General features: G+C 73.3%; 19 protein-coding genes. 7 read left to right on the top strand and 12 right to left on the bottom strand.

The window, feature by feature from the left end; all coding sequences use genetic code 11:
- Positions 1 to 4 precede the first annotated feature (4 nt).
- Both ABT147_RS10155 and ABT147_RS10160 read right to left on the bottom strand, forming a co-directional pair.
- Positions 5 to 2,995, bottom strand: coding sequence for an AAA family ATPase (locus ABT147_RS10155; RefSeq protein ID WP_351403925.1), 2,991 nt, complete (start codon positions 2,993 to 2,995; stop codon positions 5 to 7).
- Positions 2,992 to 4,155 carry an exonuclease SbcCD subunit D gene (locus ABT147_RS10160; protein ID WP_351403927.1) on the bottom strand — a complete coding sequence of 388 codons (1,164 nt, stop codon included), beginning with the start codon at positions 4,153 to 4,155 and terminating at the stop codon, positions 2,992 to 2,994. Before ABT147_RS10160 ends, ABT147_RS10155 begins: the two co-directional genes overlap by 4 nt.
- 220 nt (positions 4,156 to 4,375) lie before the next feature.
- On the opposite strand from ABT147_RS10160, the gene ABT147_RS10165 reads away from it, so the two are divergent.
- From ABT147_RS10165 to ABT147_RS10180, 4 genes are all read left to right on the top strand, one after another.
- Positions 4,376 to 5,035 carry an ABC transporter ATP-binding protein gene (locus tag ABT147_RS10165; RefSeq protein ID WP_351403929.1) on the top strand — a complete coding sequence of 220 codons (660 nt, stop codon included), beginning with the start codon at positions 4,376 to 4,378 and terminating at the stop codon, positions 5,033 to 5,035.
- On the top strand, positions 5,032 to 5,844 hold the full coding sequence (locus tag ABT147_RS10170; protein ID WP_351403931.1) for an ABC transporter permease: 813 nt from the start codon (positions 5,032 to 5,034) through the stop codon (positions 5,842 to 5,844). The genes ABT147_RS10165 and ABT147_RS10170 overlap by 4 nt, the downstream gene beginning before the upstream one ends.
- A gap of 77 nt (positions 5,845 to 5,921) precedes the next feature.
- The gene (locus ABT147_RS10175) at positions 5,922 to 6,602 is read left to right on the top strand and encodes a phosphatase PAP2 family protein (RefSeq protein WP_351403933.1); all 681 of its coding nucleotides are present in this window, start codon (positions 5,922 to 5,924) and stop codon (positions 6,600 to 6,602) included.
- Positions 6,599 to 7,981 (top strand): wax ester/triacylglycerol synthase domain-containing protein, encoded by a 1,383-nt coding sequence (locus tag ABT147_RS10180; RefSeq protein ID WP_351403935.1) that lies wholly within the window; start codon positions 6,599 to 6,601, stop codon positions 7,979 to 7,981. Before ABT147_RS10175 ends, ABT147_RS10180 begins: the two co-directional genes overlap by 4 nt.
- On the opposite strand, the gene ABT147_RS10185 is transcribed toward ABT147_RS10180, so the two are convergent.
- From ABT147_RS10185 to ABT147_RS10205, 5 genes are all read right to left on the bottom strand, one after another.
- Positions 7,932 to 9,002 (bottom strand): polyprenyl synthetase family protein, encoded by a 1,071-nt coding sequence (locus ABT147_RS10185; RefSeq protein ID WP_351403937.1) that lies wholly within the window; start codon positions 9,000 to 9,002, stop codon positions 7,932 to 7,934. The two genes, ABT147_RS10180 and ABT147_RS10185, sit on opposite strands and share 50 nt — an antisense overlap.
- 164 nt (positions 9,003 to 9,166) lie before the next feature.
- Complete coding sequence (locus tag ABT147_RS10190) at positions 9,167 to 10,279, bottom strand: polyprenyl synthetase family protein (RefSeq protein WP_351403939.1); 1,113 nt, start codon at positions 10,277 to 10,279, stop codon at positions 9,167 to 9,169.
- 71 nt (positions 10,280 to 10,350) lie between these two features.
- Positions 10,351 to 10,977, bottom strand: a complete 627-nt coding sequence (locus ABT147_RS10195) for a YigZ family protein (protein WP_351403941.1) — start codon at positions 10,975 to 10,977, stop codon at positions 10,351 to 10,353.
- Between the two features lie 61 nt (positions 10,978 to 11,038).
- Positions 11,039 to 11,584 carry a SixA phosphatase family protein gene (locus tag ABT147_RS10200; protein ID WP_351403943.1) on the bottom strand — a complete coding sequence of 182 codons (546 nt, stop codon included), beginning with the start codon at positions 11,582 to 11,584 and terminating at the stop codon, positions 11,039 to 11,041.
- Complete coding sequence (locus ABT147_RS10205; RefSeq protein WP_351403945.1) at positions 11,581 to 12,372, bottom strand: hypothetical protein; 792 nt, start codon at positions 12,370 to 12,372, stop codon at positions 11,581 to 11,583. Before ABT147_RS10205 ends, ABT147_RS10200 begins: the two co-directional genes overlap by 4 nt.
- Before the next feature lie 278 nt (positions 12,373 to 12,650).
- Between ABT147_RS10205 and ABT147_RS10210 the strand changes: the two genes are divergently transcribed.
- On the top strand, positions 12,651 to 13,067 hold the full coding sequence (locus ABT147_RS10210) for a CoA-binding protein (RefSeq protein ID WP_351403947.1): 417 nt from the start codon (positions 12,651 to 12,653) through the stop codon (positions 13,065 to 13,067).
- Between the two features lie 306 nt (positions 13,068 to 13,373).
- On the opposite strand, the gene ABT147_RS10215 is transcribed toward ABT147_RS10210, so the two are convergent.
- On the bottom strand, positions 13,374 to 14,384 hold the full coding sequence (locus ABT147_RS10215) for a universal stress protein (RefSeq protein ID WP_351403949.1): 1,011 nt from the start codon (positions 14,382 to 14,384) through the stop codon (positions 13,374 to 13,376).
- 77 nt (positions 14,385 to 14,461) lie between these two features.
- On the opposite strand from ABT147_RS10215, the gene ABT147_RS10220 reads away from it, so the two are divergent.
- Positions 14,462 to 14,830 carry a VOC family protein gene (locus ABT147_RS10220; RefSeq protein ID WP_351403951.1) on the top strand — a complete coding sequence of 123 codons (369 nt, stop codon included), beginning with the start codon at positions 14,462 to 14,464 and terminating at the stop codon, positions 14,828 to 14,830.
- A 33-nt stretch (positions 14,831 to 14,863) separates the two neighbouring features.
- Here the strand turns inward: ABT147_RS10220 and ABT147_RS10225 are convergent, their stop codons facing one another.
- The 3 genes from ABT147_RS10225 to ABT147_RS10235 all read right to left on the bottom strand — a co-directional run bounded on the left by ABT147_RS10225 (position 14,864) and on the right by ABT147_RS10235 (position 18,130).
- Positions 14,864 to 16,402, bottom strand: coding sequence for a VWA domain-containing protein (locus ABT147_RS10225; RefSeq protein WP_351403953.1), 1,539 nt, complete (start codon positions 16,400 to 16,402; stop codon positions 14,864 to 14,866).
- Positions 16,399 to 17,301, bottom strand: a complete 903-nt coding sequence (locus ABT147_RS10230; RefSeq protein WP_351403955.1) for an AAA family ATPase — start codon at positions 17,299 to 17,301, stop codon at positions 16,399 to 16,401. The genes ABT147_RS10225 and ABT147_RS10230 overlap by 4 nt, the downstream gene beginning before the upstream one ends.
- A gap of 172 nt (positions 17,302 to 17,473) precedes the next feature.
- Entirely contained in the window at positions 17,474 to 18,130 is a 657-nt protein-coding gene (locus tag ABT147_RS10235; RefSeq protein ID WP_351403957.1) for a TetR/AcrR family transcriptional regulator, read from the bottom strand.
- A gap of 149 nt (positions 18,131 to 18,279) precedes the next feature.
- On the opposite strand from ABT147_RS10235, the gene ABT147_RS10240 reads away from it, so the two are divergent.
- Positions 18,280 to 18,840, top strand: coding sequence for an NAD(P)H-dependent oxidoreductase (locus tag ABT147_RS10240; protein WP_351403959.1), 561 nt, complete (start codon positions 18,280 to 18,282; stop codon positions 18,838 to 18,840).
- A gap of 141 nt (positions 18,841 to 18,981) precedes the next feature.
- On the opposite strand, the gene ABT147_RS10245 is transcribed toward ABT147_RS10240, so the two are convergent.
- On the bottom strand, positions 18,982 to 19,539 hold the full coding sequence (locus tag ABT147_RS10245; protein WP_351403961.1) for a YbaK/EbsC family protein: 558 nt from the start codon (positions 19,537 to 19,539) through the stop codon (positions 18,982 to 18,984).
- Positions 19,540 to 19,546 lie beyond the last annotated feature (7 nt).

Genomic DNA, 19,546 nt, shown 5'->3' on the forward strand with positions numbered 1-19,546 from the left:
CCGCTCACAGGCCTCGCTGCCGCACGACCGACCCCGTCCGCTCCTTCACGACCTCCAACTGCGCGTGGACGCGCCGCCGCAGGTCGGCGACATGGCTGACGATGCCGACACTGCGGTCGCGTTCGCGCAGCGCGTCCAGGACGTCCAGGACCTCGTCGAGGGTCTGCTCGTCGAGGCTGCCGAAGCCCTCGTCGATGAAGAGGGTGTCGAGCCGTACGCCGCCCGCCTCGTCGGTGACGACGTCGGCGAGGCCCAGGGCGAGGGCGAGGGAGGCGAAGAACGTCTCGCCGCCGGAGAGCGTGGCCGTGTCCCGCTCGCGACCGGTCCAGGCGTCGACGACGTGCAGTCCGAGCCCGCTGCGACCTCGCCCGGCGCGGTCGTCGGAGTGGACGAGGGTGTAGCGGCCGGAGGACATGCGCTGCAGCCGTGCGGTCGCGGCGGCGGCCACCTGTTCCAGGCGGGCGGCGAGGACGTACGCCTCCAGGCGCATCTTCCGCTCGTTGTCGGCGGAGGTGCCGGCCGCGAGCCCCGCCATCCGGGCGACACGGTCGTACTCCTCCCGCAGCGGCGCCAGCCGCCGTACGGAGGAGGTTGCGCGCGCGGACAGCCGGTCCAGTTCGGCGCGGCGCCGCTGGGCGGCGTCCCACGCGGAGACGGTGTCCTGGAGCCGTCGCGCGGCGGCCGTGGCGTCCCGCTCGGCGGTCGCGAGGTCGGCGGGCGCCCGCTCGGCGGCGGCCGCCGTCTCCGCCTCGGCGAGCACGGCCCGTACGGCGGCCTCCTCCGACTGCCGGGCGTCGAGGCGGTGTTGGAGGTCCCGGTGGGCGGCGTCGTCGAGCACGGCGGCGGCAGCGGCCTCGGGGGTGTCGAACCCGGCGCGGAAGGCCGCGTCGGCGAGGCGCGCGTCGGCGTCCTTGAGCCGCTGCGCGGTGTCGTGGGCCGTCCGTACGGCCTCGGCGGCGGCGGTGAGGAGCCCGCCCAGCCGCTCCAGCTGCGCGGCCCGCGCGGCGACGCTCTCGGCGTCACCCCGTGCCTGTGTCAACTCCCCTTCCAGAGCTAGCCGTTCCTGCTCCAGCGTGTCCCGCCGGGTGTTGCGGGACGCGGCCCGTACCGCCGCCTCCTGCTGGGCGGCGATCCGCCGGTCCCGCTCCCGCTCGGCGTGCAGCAGGGCCTCCCGGGCAGGATGCAGCGCGGAGGCATCCGCCCGCGCCCGCGCGTACCGCTCCTCCAACTCCTCGACCATCGAGGCGAGTTGATCGGTCGGCGTGTCACCGGCCTCGGCGCTCGCGGCGGCGTACGCCTGCCGTACGACTCCCAGGCGCCGTTCGGCCTCGGCGCGCTCCTCGTCGGCCCGCTGGTACGCGGCGAGTGCCCGCTCCTCCATCTCGCGGTCCACGTGTCCGGCGACCTTCCGGGCCGGTTCGGGATGTTCCGTACCGCCGCAGACGGCGCACGGCCGCCCCTCGACGAGTTCGGCGGCGAGTTCCGCGGCGATGCCCGAGAGCCGCTGTTCCTTGAGGTCCAGCCAGTGGGCGCGCGCCTCGACCGCGCGCTCGGCCAGCCGGAGCACCCGTGCCTGGGCGTCGTCGGTGTCCCGTCCGAGCTGGTCGCGCTGCCGGGCGGCCCCGAGCCGCTGCTCGGCCGGTTCCCGCTGCACGGCGAGCTGTTCGGCGCGGGTGGCGGCCTCCTGGGCGGACTCGATCCGGGTCCGCAGGTCCGACCGGGTCGTCTCCCATGCGGCCAGCCAGCCCTCGGCGTCCTGGAGGACGTCCTCGTCGGCCCGCTCCTCGCCGTCCAGCTCCGCCCGCTCGGTGAGGAGGACGGCGAGGCGCCGCTCGGCGCGGCGGGCCGACTCCAGTCCGCCCAGCTCCTCCGAGGCCTTGCGGGCGGCGGCGGCGAGCCCGGCGGCTCCGGCGTCGGTGTGCGTCTGCGGCAGTCCGGCACGCGCGCGTGCCTCGGCCGCGCTCGCGGCCCGGTGCTCGGTCTCGGCCTCGTCCCGCAGCTCCAGCGCCGGAACCACGGCCTCCGCCTTGCGGGCCCGCTCCATCCGCGCCCGGTCCGCCCGATGCTCCTCGGCCCGCTCCTCCAGCCGCGTCGCCCGCTCCCGCGCCTCCGCGAACCGCCTTTGCAGCCCCGCCACTTCGCGTACGTCGTCGAGGGTGCGGTCGGCGGCGGCCCGTGCCGACTCGGCCGCCGCGCGGGCGCAATGGGCGATGGTCAGCCGTTCGCGGGCGGTGCTGCGGGCGACGGCGGCCCAGCCCAGCACGGCGTCGGCGAGCCCCGGGTCGCCCGGCGCCAGCTCGGGCAGCTCCTGCCCCTCCCCCGCCGCCTGCTGCATCCGGTGGGCGTCGGCGAGCAGTTCCGCGTCGCCCTCGCGCACCCGCGCCTCGGTCGCCCGGCGCCGGTCGGCGAGCCGCTTCTCGACGGCGGCGAAGTGGTGGGTGTCGAAGAGGCGGCCGAGCAACTTGCCCCGCGCCTCGGCGTCGGCGCGCAGGAACCGCGCGAAGTCGCCCTGCGGCAACAGCACGACCTGGCAGAACTGCTCCCGGCTCATTCCCAGGAGCTGGGTGATCTCCTCGCCGATCTCCTGGTGGGAGCGGCTGAGGTCCTTCCAGGAGGAGGCGACCGCGTCGTACTCGCGCAACCAGCTCTGCGCCTTCTCGACCGTGGTGCCCGCGCCGCGCTTCTTGGGCCGTTCCCAGGGCGGTTGCCGGGTGATCTCCAACCGGCGTCCGGCGACGGTGAGTTCGAGGCGGACCTCGGTACGGGTCGTGGGCGCCGCGTGGTCGCTGCGCAGGGTCATGCCCTGGCCGCTCTGCCGGGCGCCCGGCACCGACCCGTACAGCGCGTAGCAGACGGCGTCCAGGACGGAGGTCTTGCCCGCGCCGGTCGGACCGTGCAGCAGGAAGAGCCCGGCGGCCGAGAGAGCGTCGAAGTCGACGGACTGGGCGCCACCGAAGGGGCCGAAGGCCGTGATGTCGAGGCGGTGCAGCCTCATCGGGCGACCTCCCTGATCGTCTCGTCGGCCCGTACGGCGTCGAACGCGTCCCTGAGGACGGCCTGTTCGTGGGCGTCGGGGCCGGTGCCGCGGACGTGGGCCACGAAGTCCTCGGCGATCTGCTGGTCGTCGCGGCCGGCGAGGCGCCGGGCGTAGGAGACGACCGGGTCGCCGGGGGCGCGTTCGGGGTCGAAGCCGAGGCTGAGCGTGTGCGGGAAGCGTTCGCACAGCCGGGCCATGGGCTCGGCGGGCCGGACCGGATCGGTGAGGGTGGCCTCGACCCACGCCTCCTCGTGCCGGGCGAGCCCCGGGTCGGCGAGCAGTTCGTCCAGCCGCCCCCGGATCCGGGCGAGCGGGCGCGGCACGGGGCAGTCGATCCGCTCGGCGTCGACCGAACCGTCGGCGCCGAGGTCCACCAGCCACATGCTCTTTCGGTGGTCGGCCTCGGAGAAGGAGTACGGCAGCGGGGAGCCGGAGTAGCGGACGCGGTCGGTGAGGGTCTGGCTGCCGTGGAGGTGGCCCAGCGCCACGTAGTCGACGCCGTCGAAGACACCGGCGGGCACGGAGGAGACCCCGCCGACGGAGATGTCCCGCTCGCTGTCGCTGGGCGCGCCGCCGGTGACGAAGGCATGGGCCAGGACGACGGAACGGGTGCCTGCCGGGCGGGTGGCCAGGTCGGCGCGGACCCGGTCCATGGCGGCGGCGAGCACGGCTTCGTGGCTCGCCCTGTCCACCCCGAACTCGTCCTTCACCAGGGCGGGTTCGAGATACGGCAGCCCGTAGAAGGCGACGTCGCCGTGGGTGTCCGGCAGGATCACCGGGGTGCCGGCCGCCGAGGCCGCCGTCCGCAGGTGGATGCCCGCCCGGCCGATGAGTCCCGCGCCGACGCCGAGCCGTCGCGCCGAGTCGTGGTTCCCGGAGATCATCACCGTGGGCACGTCCAGGTCGGCCAGGCGGTGCAGGGCATCGTCGAAGAGCTCGACCGCGGCCAGCGCGGGCACCGCCCGGTCGTACACGTCCCCCGCCACGACGACCGCGTCCACGTCGCGCTCCCGCACCGTGTCGACCAGGTGCCCGATGAACTCGGCCTGCGCGCCGAGCATGTTCACCCGGTGGAACGCCCGACCGAGATGCCAGTCGGACGTGTGCAGCAATCTCATGAAACGGCCCCGCCCCGCACATTTCCCCCTACATGGGCCTCACTGGGCCTCTACAACCGGAATGAACCAGGACGAACCAGCACGGGCTCGCCGTCAGCACCCACCACGCTAACGCCTGGGAGCACCTGCCCCCTCACGAACCTCGACACCCGCACCGGCCCGTCACCGCTGCCGTCCCATGTCGTTGGTGCTCGCGTGAGGTTGTCCGGAACGTCGTGGCATGGAGGGGGATGCGGTGGTGCTGGCCGGTGAGCCGGTGTTGCGGATCCGGGATGTACGCAAGAGCTATCGCCGGCGCCCGGTTCTACGAGGGGTGTCCCTGGATCTTCACGCGGGTCAATTGCTGGGCATCGTCGGCGAGAACGGTGCCGGCAAGAGCACTCTGCTGCGCATTCTGGTCGGGGATCTGGCGGCGGACAGCGGCGTGGTGGAGCGGGTGGGAGTGCTGGGGAGCTGCCCGCAGGACACGGTGCTCCACCAGGCCTTCTCCATCGACCAGCATCTGAGGTTCTTCCAGGCCGCCTACGGTCTGGACAACCTGGACAGGGCTTTCGAGCTGCTGGAGCAGTTGCGTTTCGGCGGCTACCTGCACGAGCGGGTGGCCGCGCTCAGCGGCGGCACGCGCCAGAAACTCAACCTGGTCCTCGCGCTGATGCACGATCCGAAGGTGCTGCTCCTGGACGAGCCGTATCAGGGTTTCGACTGGGAGACCTATCTGCGGTTCTGGGACCTGGCGGCGGCCCTGCGTGACCGGGGGTGCGCGGTGCTGGTGGTCTCGCACCTCGCCCATGACGCCTCCCGCCTGGACAGCCTGTACCGCCTCCGGGAAGGCGTGCTGCGGAGGACGGAGCAGACCGGATCGGAGGTGGTGCCGGGATGAGACGGTGGTGGTCCCGCTTCGGGACGGCCCTGCGATTCACCCTGATCGAGCAGGCCCGCAACGGGCTGGCGCTGCTCATGGTCGTCCTGTTCGTCCCGCTGTGGACCACGCTGGCCTTCACGGTGGTGGCCCGTACCCCCTTGCGGTTCCGGATCCGGGCGGTCGGCCGCACGGTGGTCATGGACGGCAACATCCTGGTCCAGATCAACGGCGCGCTGCAGGCCCTGTCCCTGGTCATCGCGTTCATGATGTTCGTCGCCACGGCCCGCTCCGCGCTGTTCGACCAGCGTCTGGTGCGGGCGGGCCTTCCCCGCTCGTGCCTCGCGGTCGCGAAATGCGCCACGCTCGTTCTGGTCGCGGCTCTGGTCGCCGCCTACACCACCGCGTGGATGCACTGGTTCTGGCGCCCCGAGCAGCCCTTGGTGCTCGCCGCGGGAATGTTCACCGGCGCGCTGGTCTACGGCGGCATCGGCATCGTGCTGGCGGCCGTGCTGCGCAGCGAGCTGGCCGGGATGTTCCTCACCATCATGATCAGCTCCATCGATCTGGTGCTGCAGAATCCCCTGATCAACCCCGACGCGGACAGTCCCGTGGTGCGCTTCCTGCCGGCGTACGGGGCGGTGCAGACCTCGGTTGCCGCCGGCGGCCTGGAGGTCGTGCCGGCCGGCTGTCTGCTGCTGGGCACGGGCTGGGCGGTGGCCATGGCGGCCCTGGGCATGACCGCCTTCATGGCCCGCACCCGCACCCACCGCCCGCGTACGGCCCGGGCGACGCCGACCGGGATCGAGCAGGCCGCGCCCGTCCCGTGACCGGCTCCGTGAGGGTGTCGTTGCGAGGGTGGACGCCGCACGGCGGCAACACCACACAAGGGGCGGTGCTTTCAGGGGTGTCACCACACGACGTCGCGGCTTCCTCCGCGTCACCGGCCGCGGCGGCCCCACCGCCCGGCCCTTCCCACCCGGCCGAGGGCGGGGTGGTGCCGCGCGGCGAGGCCCGCTGGGCGTGGCTGCTCAGTGACGGCGGCGAACCGAGGAACTGGATGCTGGTCCTGGCCCCGTCGCTGGGCTGGCACGACGAGGGCTGGGCCGGCCTCGGCTGGGGGGCTTTCGCGGCCGTGTTCACCGCGGTGCTGCCCACGCTGATCCTGCGCTTCGGTGAGCGCCGCCGGTACTGGGACGACCGGCATGTACGGCGGCGGCAGGACCGTATCGTGGCCGCCCCCGGGGTGATGGCCTCGGTCGTCACCGGCACCGCGCTGCTGTACGGGCTCGAAGCCACCGCCGTGGTGACCGCCCTGGTGACGGCGATGCTGGCCGTCCTTCTCGCCCTGCTGGTGCTCACCTTCTTCTGGAAGGTCTCGGTGCACTGCGCGGTCGCCGCCGGCGCCGTCGCCGTCCTCCCCTCGGTCTTCGGCCTCCGGATGCTCGCGCTGGCCCCTCTGGTCGCGTTGATCGGCTGGTCCCGCGTCCGGCTGCGCTGCCACACCGTCGGCCAGGTCACCGCCGGGGCGCTGGTCGGCGCGGCGGTCGGTGGGCCGGTCTTCGGCCTCCTGGGGCCATGGGCATGAGCCGGTTCCCGCCTCCCAGCCCCGCCGACCTGGTCATGTGTGAGGCCGAACGGCTCGCGGACCATCCGGACGCCAACGCGACGGTCGGGGCGGTGCTGCATCTGACCGGTGCCGTACCCGATCCGGCCGGTCTGCGCGAGCACGTCACCGCGCGCCTTGCCGGTCTTCCCTGTCTGACGCATGTCCTGACCGGCGACGGGCCGACGGCACGGTGGACGCCCGCCGTCCCGGACCTGACCTGGCATGTGCGCGCCCAGCGGGTGGCCGGTGAGCCGGGGGCCCTTGAGGCAGCCGTGCGGCTCCACCTGCGGGAGCCATGGACCGAGGGGGTCCCGGCCTGGCGCATGGTCCTCCTGCACGGTCATGTGGCCGACGGGTTCGCTCTGCTGTATCTCACCCACCACGCCGTCCAGGACGGCGCGAGCGTCGTCACGGTCATGGAGACCCTGTTCGGGCCACCACTGCGGCCCGAACAGTTCTCCGTGCTCGCCCGGGACGTCTCCCCGGTCCCCCGGCCGCGTCCGCGGCAGGCCGTGCGCAGCGGCGTGGTCCTGCTGCGGCACGCGCGCAAGCACCGCCTGTGGCGATCCGCCTCGCATCCGCTGTCCGGCCGCCGGCACACCCTGTGGGTCCAGGCGCCCTCCGGCGGCCTGCGCACCGTGGCCCGCGCCGCCGGAGCGAGCACCAACGACGTCTACCTCACCGCCCTGGCCCACGCGATCGCCCAATGGGCCGAGGAGTCCTGGCCCGGCGCCACCGGTGCCGCGATCCCCGTGATGGTGCCCGTCAACCTGCGCACACCCGACGAGGCGGCGGCCCCGGGCAACCGGCTGTTCCTGACCCGGATCGACCTGCCCGGCGGCACCATGCCCGTGGGGCGGCGGCTGGCCCGCACGCGGCCCCTCACCTCCGCGCTGAAGTCCGCCGAGCACAGGACGGTGCTCCGCGCGGCCCTCATCCGCCTGCCCCGGGGGCTGTTCCGGCGACTCGTGGCGGCGAGCACCGTCCCGGGCAGGCTCACCGTCTGCGCCTCCTCTCTCGTGATGCGCCGACGGCTGCACTACGGCGAGGCGGCGGTGCACGGCATCGACCCCGTCATCTGCTGCCCGCCGGGGGTCCCCCTGGCCGTCGTGGCGCTCTCCTACGGGGACACCACCAGCGTGTGTTTCCGTATCGACCGTGCCCTGCCGGACGGCGACACCCTTCCCGCGCGCTGGAGCCGGGCCCTCGCGGACCTGGCGGCCGCGGCCTCACCGTGCACGGGTTCCGCTCCTCCTCCCCCGGGGCGCACACCGGCCGGGCGCGCCGCGACCGTCGTGCGCGCGCTGGTCACTTGGCTCGCTCAACGCTCCACAGCGGGGCGTGCTCGAAGAAGGTGACCGCTTCCTCACGCCACCGTGACCGCCAGCCGGCGGCCACCGCGGCCGCCTGCTCGGCATGGCGCCGCATGTCCGCCCGCATCCTGACCGTCACTCCACGCCTCTCACCGATCTCCCGTACGGCGGCGACGGTTTCCGGCGTGCAGGACGGGTCCTTGAGCGCGGCCAGCACCACCGCGCGCTCGGGTCCGTCGACGGCGGACAGCAGGGCGCTGACGGTGTAACTGTGTTTCCCGTCGCGGATGTCGGTGCCGGTCGGCTTGCCCATGGTGGCCGCGTCCCCGAACAGGTCCAGGTAGTCGTCGCGCATCTGCCCGCAGATCCCCGCCAGCCGGGCGTAGTCGCGCAGTTCCTGTTCGAACTGCTCCGGCTGCTCGCCCGCGGCCAGCAGTCCGAGCCACATGGGCGCGAGGATCGAGTAGCGGGCGGACTTGTAGTCGGCCACGCGGTGCAGGGCCTCCCCGTCCGCGGGGGCGGTGAAATCGCGTTCCAGGTCGATGATCTGGCCCACGAACGTGTCGGACGCCGCCCGTGTCTGCACGTCGATCATGGCCTGCCGCACCGCCACGGGCAGCTTCGCGTCCAGGAGCACCCGCAGGGACAGACCGAGTGCGAGGTCGCCCGCGAGCACGGTGAGACCGAGGGCCGCCCGCGGGTGGTCGGGGAACCGTTCACGGTAGGCGTAGTAGGTGGAGGGGCCGCCCCGGCGGGTGGGGCTGTCGTCGATGAGATCGTCGTGCACCAGGCCGTGCGTCTGCAGCAGTTCGATGCTGAGCGCCGCGGCGTCCAGCCCTTCGACGGGCTCGGCGGTCACCAGACGAGCCGCCTCGTGCAGCAGGACGACGCGCATCCGTTTCCCGCCCCGCAAGGACAGATCCCGCAGCAAGCGCAGGCAGTCGGGAGTGAAACGGCTGAACGACGGCGCGTCGACACCGGCGCCCAACGTGTCGAAGTACTCCTCGAAGAGCGCGTTGAACCTGCGCTCGTATCCGGCGACACGGTCGAGGACCTGCTCGGTCATCACGGCTTCCTTCTGCTCGGGGTGGGGCGGCACGCCTGTTAAGACGCGCGGCGGTGGCGGCCAGTGCCCCGGGGCGCGCGGCAGCGGCGGGGTCAGGAGGTGTGCCGGGGCGGGCGGGCACGGCGAGGTCAGGAGGTGTACCGGATCGCGTGGGCACGGCGAGGTCAGGAGGTGTACCGGGTCGCGGTGACCGCCAGGCCGCGCAGAGCACGGTCCGCGGCCTGCGGGAAGCCGGCCCCGTCCAGGACCCGCAGCACTTGCTCGTAGCGGGAGGCGATCATCCGCTCGGTCTGCTCCCGTGCCCCGGTGGCGTGCAGGATGGTCCGGGCCTCAATCGCCTCGCGCTCCCCCAGGTCGGCCCTGCCCACCAGCTGGCCGAGCCGTGCGCGCCGGCCCGGGTCGGCGCCCCGCAGGCCCAGCGCCAGCAGTACGGTCCGCTTGCCCTCCCGCAGATCGCTCAGACCCGGCGCGCACGCGCCGTCCGGGCTGCCGAAGACGTCCAGCAGGTCGTCCCGCAGCTGGAACGCCTCCCCCAGCGGCAGCCCCAGCCGTGCGAACACATCCATCGTGGCCTCACCGGCCCCCGCCAGGGCGGCCCCCAGTTGCAGGGGCCGCTCGACGGTCGCGGTGGCGGTCTTGTAGCGGATGATCCGCAGGGCCGCCTCGACATCGTCAGCGCCACGGCCGGTACCCATCACATCCAGGTACTGGCCGTACATCACCTCTTCCAGCATCGCGTCGAACAGCCGATGCACCCGCCGCTGCCGCGCGGGCTCCAACTCGGCGGTGTGCAGCAGCTCCTGTGCCCACATCAACGCGAGGTTGCCCACCAGCAGCGCGCCGCCCGCCCCCAGCCGCTCGGCCCGCTCGTCGTCCCCCAGCCGGGCTCGCATCAGACGGTGGACCGCGGGGCGGCCCCTGCGGCGATCCGAGTCGTCCATGATGTCGTCGTGGATGAGGGCGAAGGCCACGAACAGCTCCAACGACGCCGCCACCCGCAGCACCGCCCTCGCCTCCCCGTCTCCGCCCGCCGCGTGCCAGCCCACCACACACAGCAGCGCCCGGATCCGCTTCCCGCCGGCCGCCAGGAAGTCCCGTACGGTGTCCACCACCTCCGGCGGATGCCCCCGACCCGCCGCCGCACTCGTCTTCTCGGCGAGGAAGTCCTCAAGCACTCCATCGACCCGGCGCCGCACCGCGCACAGATCGATCGCCCGCGCATCGACCACACCCGTACGCACTCCGTCGGCCCGCCGCGCCACCCGTTCGGTCTGCATGGTCCGTCCAACGATCCGCACCGCTAAGGAACACGCACCGCACCGTCCCGCGCGCCCCGGCGGGACCCCGGTCACGCGTCCCCGTACGCCTCGCCCCCGAGTTCGAATCCGGCCGTACCCGCCGTCGCGTCGGCGAGCCAGGCGCGGAAGGCGTCCACGTCGGCGTCGGGCAGGCCGATCTCGATGGTGACGGCCTCGGCGTAGCGCACGTCACGGACCTCGCGCCCGGTGGACCGCAGGTCGTTCTGCACCTTGCCGGCGCGCTGGTGGTCGACGGTCACCGTGGCCAGCCGGAAGCGCCGGCGCGTGATGGCGCCGAGCGCGTCCAGCGCCTCGCCCACGGCACCGCCGTACGCCCTGATGAGGCCGCCCGCGCCCAGTTTGACCCCGCCGTAGTACCGGGTGACGACGGCGACGACGTACCGCATGTCCCGTCGCAGCAGCATCTGCAGCATGGGGACACCGGCGGTGCCGCCGGGCTCTCCGTCGTCGCTCGCCCGCTGTACGGCCGCGTCGGCGCCGATGACGTACGCGAAGCAGTTGTGGGTGGCGTCGGGGTGCTCCTTGCGGACGGCCGCGACGAAGGCCTGGGCCTCCTGCTCGGTGGCCGCCGGGGCGAGCGCGCACAGGAACCGGGAGCGGTTGACCTCGGTCTCGTGCACGCCGGCGCGGGCGACGGTGCGGTACTCGTCCTGCATCCGGCCAGCCTATGCGTACGCCGGCGCACGCCCGCCCGGGGCATCGTCGGACGAGGTCCGGTCAGACCTGCTTCCTCCCCCTGGCCACGATCAGATCCGTCAGCAGTGCCGTGCCCGGGGCGAGCGCGGCCCATGTCTCGCCGTGCCAGGAGAGGAAGGCCATCGCCGAGGTGGGGAACTTGGTCCGTACGTCGTCCAGCGTGTCGTCGAGGGCGTCGCCCGCCAGGTCCAGCACCAGTTCCTCCAGCCCCGGGTTGTGGCCCACGAGCAGCAGCGTGCGCACATGGTCCGGGGTCTCGCGCACCACGTCGAGCAGTTCCGGCACGTCGGCGGCGTACACCCGCCCGTCGTGCCGTACGGGCGGCGGTGTCCCCCACTGCGCGGCGGCCAGCTCCCAGGTCTGGCGCGCCCGTACGGCTGTGGAGCACACGGCGAGGTCGGGCAGACAGTCCGCCTCGGCGAGGGCCCGTCCGGCGGCGGGTGCGTCGCGGTGGCCGCGCGGCGCCAGGGGCCGTTCGTGGTCGGGAACCCCCATGGGCCAGGCGGACTTGGCGTGCCGCAGGACGACGAGTCTGCGCAACGGGCCCGCTCCGGCGCGCGCGCTCACGCCGATGCTCCGATCTCACGGGTGAGCTCCAGACCGAGGAGCCGGTCCGCGTAGGCGTACGTCTCGAACCGCGCGCCGTCAGGCATGTCCCGCGCCCCCTCCACGTCCCGCAGCACGTCGAGCACCGCCCGTACGTCGAGGTCGTCCTCCCAGGCATCGCGCAAAGCCTGCCGCGCGGACTCGGGAATCGGCTTCGACGGCCGCGTCGCCCAGGCGGCCACCGCCTTGCGCCAGTGATCGAGCGCGCGGGCGGCCTCGGCCAGGGCGGCGGCGTCGAGGGTCACGGGGGTCCGACGGGAGTGGCTGAGGAGAGCGAGCCGGAGGGCGGCGCCCGTCGCGGCCGTTTCCCCGGTTTCCGTCACGGGGGCGACCTCGACCGTGACGCCGGAGCCGATGTCGGTGTCGGTGTCGGTGTCGGTGTCGGTGTCGGTGTCGGTGTCGGAGGGGACGAGCTCGCTACCGTCACCGTCACCGTCACCGTGGCCGTGATCGCCGCCCGCCGGCTCCCCCGAGCCGATCACGTGCAGCACCCGTTTCCCGCCTCTCGTCCCGGTGGCCTCGCTCGGCCGGATGCCAAGGTCGTCGGCACGCACCCGCAGCCCGGCGGGCGGGTCGGCGACGAGGAGGACAGGGCTCCCGCCCAGCTCCAGGGCACGGGCGAGGACATCGGCGACCAGCAGGACACGCAGGGCCGAGGCGTCGTCCCCCGGCACCTGGGCATGGACCCGTGTGAGCGCCCTGTGGATCTCGGCGGGCTCGCCGGTCCGGGCGTCGGTGATACGCAGCACGGGGTGAGCGTAGGCGCGGAAACGGCCGAACGCAGTGCGGAGGACGGCATTCCGGACACAGAGACGGGTTGTCGGGGAATCGCCGACCACCGCCCGCTGTTGCCGCAGACAGCACGGCCCCACAACCGAGCGCGCCCCACGGACCCCCACAGACAACGGACCACGGGCGACGGACCACCGGCGACGGGCCACGGGCCACGGCTTACGGCTTACGGCTTACGGCTTACGGCCTACGGCCTACGGCCTACGGCCTACGGCCTACGGACAGAGGAGACGGCATGTACGGCGATCCCACCACCATCCGCAGGGTTCTGACGGAACTCGGCGACACCTGGGCCGTCGTCGGCCTGTCGAACAACCGCGACCGCGCCGCGTACGGCGTCGCGGAGGTCCTCCAGCGCTTCGGCAAGCGCGTCGTCCCGGTGCACCCGAAGGCCGAGACGGTCCACGGCGAGCAGGGTTACGCCTCCCTCTCCGACATCCCCTTCCCCGTGGACGTCGTCGACGTCTTCGTCAACAGCGACCTGGCGGGCCCCATAGCCGACGAGGCCACCCGCATCGGTGCCAAGGCCGTCTGGTTCCAACTGGGCGTCATCGACGAGCCCGCCTACCACCGCACCCGCGAAGCCGGCCTGGACATGATCATGGACCGCTGCCCCGCCATCGAAATCCCCCGCCTGACACCCACCAAGTAGGGCCAGGGTCAACCCCGCGCACTGGGAACCCCGGGCTGCGGGCGCGCCCTTCAGGGGCGCGGGGAACTGCGCGACAAGCCCCCACCCACCGGCACCCAAACAACCAACCCAAAGGCGGGGTAATAGGGGCGGCAGCCCCTGGGGATGGGAACGGGTAGGGGCGGCGGGGGCGAGAAACCGTACCGGGCCCCCACCCCCATCGGCGAGTGCGGGTCCGGTGGGGGCTGGTCGCGCAGTTCCCCGCGCTCCTGAAGAAGCAGGGGCTGTGCCCCGTGCTTCTTCAACGGTCCGCAGAGGCCGTTGCCCTCACTCATGCGCGACCACCACCACCGGCACCCCCGCATGATGAAGCACCGCATGCACGACCGGCCCGATATGCGCCCCCACCGTCGCATGCCTGATCCGGCGCCCGACCACCAGCAAGGACGCGTCCAGGGACGCGTCCAGCAGGTGCTCCGCCGCCTTTCCCCGCCGTGACTCCTCCACCACCTCGACCTGCGGAAACTCCCGCCGCCACGGCAGCAGCACCGCACTCAACGTCCCGGCCTCCACCTCCCCCACATCGGCATCGAGATCGGCCTCCAGACCGGGCCGCTCCCGCAGGCCGGAGTGGGCCGGCGGACGCCAGTCGTGCAGCACCCGCAACGAGGCCCCTCGCACCGCCGCCGCTTCGAACGCGAACCGGATCAACGTGTGATCCGGCTGCATGGTGTCCAGACCGAGCACGACGGGCCGAAACGGCGTAGCCGTGGCGTCACCCGAGCCACCGGCTGCCCCCGGCACATGCTCGTCCGCGGCCTCCTCCCCCGCCCGCACGAGCACGACCGGCCGCTCGGTGTGCGCGACGACATGCAGCCCGACGGACCCGAGCAGAAACCCGGCGAGCCCGCTCAGCCCACGGGACCCCAGGACCAGCAGTTCCCCGGCGTGCGCCGCCCGCACCAGTTCCTCGCTCGCCCGGCCCGCCAGCTGCTCGACGCTCATGTCGACCCCGGAATGCCGTAGCCGAATCCCCTCGGCGGCCTCGCTCAGCACCTTCCCGACACCCGTGTCACCCCACGCGCTCCGCCTCTGCCCCTCCTGCACCTCCTGCCCTTCCCGCCCCTCGGGCCTCGTCTCCGGCCCCGGCCCCGACCCCTGACCTGGGCTCGGACTCGGCCCCAGCACCGGTTCCCGCCCCATCGGCTCGGGAACCGGTTCCCAGACGTTGACCAGCCGCAGCGGCAGCGCGCGGAGCCGTGCCTCGCGGGCCGCCCACTCGGCGGCGGCCAGGCTCTCGCGCGAACCGTCGATGCCCACGGTGACGGTGCGGAACATGGGCGCACCTCCTGAGGTCGAGGTCTGTTTCCAGCATCGCCGCAGGGCGACGGATCCGCAGGGGCGAGAATCGGACCATGCTGAGAATCGGATCCGTGGTGATGGGCGCGTCCGACGTACGGCGGGCCACCGCGTTCTGGACGGCGGCCCTCGGGTACGTCCCGCGCGAGGAGCCGGAGGACGACTGGGTCGTGCTGGTGCACCCACGGGGAACCGGCGCCCAGATCTCCCTCGGCCTCAGCGAGACCCCGGTGCGGGAGCGCCCCCGGGTGCATCTGGACCTCTACGCCGGGGACGCGGAGGACCAGGCGGCGGAGGTCGAACGGCTGCTGGCCCTGGGAGCCCACCGCGTGGACTGGGACAGTTACCCGGAGGACGCCGACTTCGTCGTACTCGCCGACACGGAGGGCAACCGCTTCTGCGTGATCGACACCGGCCGGGCCTGAGGCCGCCCACCTCTACACTTCACATCTCGAACCTCACACCGGCAGCAACCGCGTCACCAGCTCCCCCAGCCGCCGCGCGTTCCGGCAGGCGTGCATGTCGACGATCTCGGCATAGACACGGGCGGCGGAGTCGCCCGTCCCCCACTGCTCGGGCGACTCGGGGTTCAGCCAGTGGACGCGGCGGGCGCGGGCCACGACACGCCGCAGGGCCTCCGCGTTGGGGTCGAACCCGTTGGTGCGGGCGTCACCGAGCACGATGACCGACGTACGGGGCCCCACCGCGTCGAGGTGGCGCTCGGCGAACTCGCCGAGCGCGGCCCCGTAGTCGCTGCTGCCGTGCCAGCCGGAGACCGCGGCCTCGGTGGCGATCCGGCGGCCGAGTTCGGCGGGATCGGCCTCGCCGTTGGTGACGAGGCGGGTGACCTCGTCGACGCGGTTGACGAACGCGTACACCCGCACCTTGCTGAACTGGTCCCGCATCGCCTGCACCAGGAGCATCGTGAAGTTCGCGAACCCGGCGACCGACCCGGACACATCGCAGAGCAGCACGATCTCCGGACGGGCGGGCCGGTGCCGCCGGTAGGCGGGGCGCAGCGGCACACCCCCCGTGGACAGCGAGCGCCGGAGCGTGCGCCGGATGTCGATCTGACCGCGCGCGGCCCTGCGCCGCCGGGCGGCGAGCCTGGTCGCGAGTTTGCGGGCCAACGGCTGGACGGTACGGCGCAGTTCGACGAGCTGCTCGCGGCTCGCGATGAGGAAGTCGACCTGGTCGGCGCTGGGCGCGATACCCCGTGTGGCGATCATCTCCGCTCCCCGGCGCTCGGCCACCCGCCGCCGTGCCTCGGTACGCACCCGGTTCCGGAACTCCTCGATACGGCGCCGGACCTCGTCGGCGTCCAGCCGATCGGTGAAGCCGCCCGAACCGAGACCGGACCCCCCACCGGATTCGGAGCCCGCGCCGAGCACCAGCCCTCCACCGAACCCCATACGGAAGCCACCCCCGGCCCCGGCCCCACCCCCCGCACCCGCGAACCCGGCACCCGCCTCCCCACCGGCCCCCCGCGAAGCCGCCAGAATCCGTGCCAGCAGTGTCTGCGGTCGCAGCCGGTCCAGCGTCTGGTGGGCCGACCAGCCGTCCGAGCCGGGGGAGCCGTAGCGGCCGAGCAGGTCCACGGCCTCGCCCGCGAGCCGGCCGAGCGCGGCCGCGTCGTTCGCGGCCAGCGCCTCGGCGAGCCGTTCGCGCAGCTCGTCCCGGTCCCCGGCCGACGCGCCCCGCGCCCCCGTCAACTCCCCCACGCCGAGCGGGAAGTACAGCTCGAAGGCCGCGTCGAACACGGCACGCTGCCGGTCGGCGCGCAGCAGCGCCGCCGCCAGCCCTTCCCGGATCCGCTCCCGGTCGGCGAGGCCCAGCACCTCCAGGACGGCCGCCGCGTCCACGGTCTCGCCGGGCCCGATCCGTATCCCGTGGCCGCGCAAGGCCCGTACGAACGCGGTCAGTCGCTCGGTGAGCCGGTCGGCCGGCGGCGGCGAGCCCGGAGCCGTGCCGCTCTCGCCACGGGCCCCGGCGCTCATACCAGCGTCAGCTTCCGCGCGGCCTTCTCGATGTCGTCCTGGTGCTTGAGGATCACGCCCAGGCTGTCCCGTACGACGGTCTCGTCGAGGGTGTCGGCGCCGAGGGCCAGCAGGGTGCGTGCCCAGTCGATGGTCTCGGCCACGGAGGGGGCCTTGCGCAGCTCCATCTCGCGCAGTGCGCCGACCACCCGGACCAGGGAGTCGGCGAGGGTGTCGTCCAGGCCGGGGACCCTGAGCCGGACGATCCGCCGCTCCAACTCGGCGTCGGGGAAGTCGAGATGGAGGAAGAGACAGCGACGGCGCAGGGCCTCGGAGAGTTCGCGGGTGGCGTTGGAGGTGAGGACCGTGAAGGGGCGCTGAGTCGCCGTGATCGTGCCCAGCTCCGGGACGGTGACCTGGAAGTCGCTGAGCACCTCCAGCAGCAGACCCTCGACCTCCACGTCCGCCTTGTCGGTCTCGTCGATGAGGAGCACGGTCGGCTCGTCGCCCCGGATCGCGGTCAGCAGGGGGCGGGTGAGCAGGAACTCGTCGCTGAAGATGTCGGTGCGGGTCTCGTCCCAGGCCTCGTCGCGCCCGGCGGTGATGCGCAGCAGCTGCTTGGCGTGGTTCCACTCGTACAGGGCGCGGGACTCGTCGATGCCCTCGTAGCACTGGAGCCGGACCAGGCGGGCGGCGCCGACCCGGGCGACGGCCTTGGCCAGCTCGGTCTTGCCGACGCCCGCCGGGCCTTCCACCAGCAGGGGCTTGCCGAGCCGGTCGGCCAGGAAGACGGTGGTGGCGACGGCAGTCGACGCCAGGTACCCGGCCTCGGCGAGGCGTGCGGAGACATCGTCCACGGAGGCGAAGAAGCAGGTGCCGTCGGTCTCCGGGCGCCCTGTCCGGCCGTTCTCGTCGGTCATGTGACCCCTCCCCCTCACAAGGCGTGCGAGGCCACTCCCCGACACCCACCTCCAAGTTACCAAGCGGTCGCTTTCCCTGTCGCCGGACTCCGCGTGTCAGATCGATCTCCACACGCCATGCCGGCCTTCACGTGTCCCGCCGGTCTCCGAACGCCGGGCCGGTCTCCGGAGGTCACGCCGCCACGACCAACCGCTCCACCAGTTCCCTCCACCCCAGCTCCAGCCGGTCCAGCGACATCCCCCGCTGCTCCACGAGATGGTCGACGAGGTTGATGTCCAGATAGCCCAGCAGGGTCTGCGCCAGCAGTTCGATGTCGCCGGTCGCCCCGGCGAGGCGCAGCAGCAGGCACAGGTGGCCGAGGCGGAGCTGGGCGGCCGGGCTGGTGTGGCGGCGGGAGACGTCCGCGCGGGCGGCGAGATAGAGATCGCGGTGGGCGTACTCGTGCCGGACGACGGCGGCGCCGAAGGCCCGCAGCCGCTCGACGGGCGGTGCGTCGGGGCCGAGGGGCGGCGGCCCGGCCAGGAACGCGGCCTGGAGCTCCCGCTCATGGTGGTCGAGCAGCGCGACCATGAGCCCGAACCGGTCGCCGAACCGCCGGAAGACGGTGCCCTTGCCCACCTCGGCGGCGGTCGCCACGGCCTCCATGGTCAGGTTGGCGGCGCCGCAGTCCGCCGCGAGCCGGGCGGCGACCTCCAGCAGACGGGTGCGGTTGCGGGCCGCGTCCGCGCGCAGTCGAGGCTGGTCGGAGGGGGTCGGAGTGAGGTTCAGCAGTCCGTCGAGGGGGTCGGGTTCCTGAGGCGCGGGGAAGGGCGGCAGCGACTCTTTCATGAACTGAGCGTAACGCTCACCACAGAGAAGTGGACCCCGGTCCGGATAGGTGCTACAAATTTCAACGGACCCCGGTCCGCTTATTTTCCCCCTGGTCCCGGGCCCGATCAGCTTGTCCCCAGGTGCACATCCTCGCTAGGAGTCAGCTCATGTCCGTACGCATCCTCGCGCTCGTCGGCAGCCTTCGCGCCGGTTCGCACAACCGCCAGCTCGCCGAGGCCGCCGTGAAGCACGCCCCCGAGGGCGTCGAGATCGAGCTGTACGAGGGGCTGGCCGAGGTTCCGTTCTACAACGAGGACCTCGACACCGAGGCCGCCCTCCCGGCCACCGCCGCGCGGCTGCGCGAGGCCGCCGGCCAGGCCGACGGCTTCCTGCTGTTCTCCCCCGAGTACAACGGCACCATCCCGGCCGTCCTGAAGAACGCCATCGACTGGCTGTCCCGCCCGTACGGCGCCGGCTCCTTCACCGGCAAGCCGGTCGCCGTGGTCGGCACCGCGTTCGGCCAGTTCGGCGGCGTGTGGGCGCAGGACGAGACCCGCAAGGCCGTCGGCATCGCCGGTGCCACGGTCCTGGAGGACGCCAAGCTCTCCATCCCCGGCTCCGTCGTCCGCTTCGCCGAGACGCACCCGGCCGACGACGCCGAGGTCGTCACCGGCCTCACCGAGGTCCTGAACCAGCTCACCGCCCAGGCGGGCACCGCCGCCGCCTGATCCGGCCCTCGGCCGTACGCCGCCGGGTTCCGGGCCATGCGCCCGGGGCCCGGCGTCGCCGTTTCCGCGCCGGGGCCGGTAAGCGGTCAGTACCCGGTCGCCGGCCGGCACCCTGCCCCCGGCACCCGGCCGCCGGCCGGGTCAGGCGACCCCTAGCCCCTCCAGCACCACCGCGTTCGGCAGCTCCGCGAACGCCTTCCCCGGCACCAGCAGCTTGCCGCGCCGCCGTCCGCTGCCGACCAGGACGTACGGCAGGTCGACCACGGCCGAGTCCACCAGGACCGGCCACGACGCGGGCAGCCCGACGGGGGTGATGCCGCCGTACTCCATCCCGGTCTCGCCGGTGGCGGTGTCCATGGACGCGAACGAGGCCTTGCGGGCGCCGAGTTGGCGGCGGACCACGCCGTTGACGTCGACGCGGGTGGTGGAGAGCACGACACACGCGGCCAGAGTCGACTCGCCGCCCCGCTTGCCCGCGACGACCACGCAGTTCGCGGACTGTTCGAGCAACTCCTGCCCGTAGTGCTGGACGAAGACCGCGGTGTCGGCCCACTCCGGGTCCGTCTCGACGTACAGGATCTGGTCGGCGGGCACACTGCCGGGCCAGCCGCGTACGGCGTCGGCGACCGGGCCGACGAGGTCGTCGAGGCAATCGGGGGCGGGGGTGGCGTGGTCGAACTCTCCGATGGGTGCGCGCATGGATCGC

The organism is Streptomyces sp. NPDC001868, assembly GCF_040297125.1.
GTDB lineage: Bacteria > Actinomycetota > Actinomycetes > Streptomycetales > Streptomycetaceae > Streptomyces.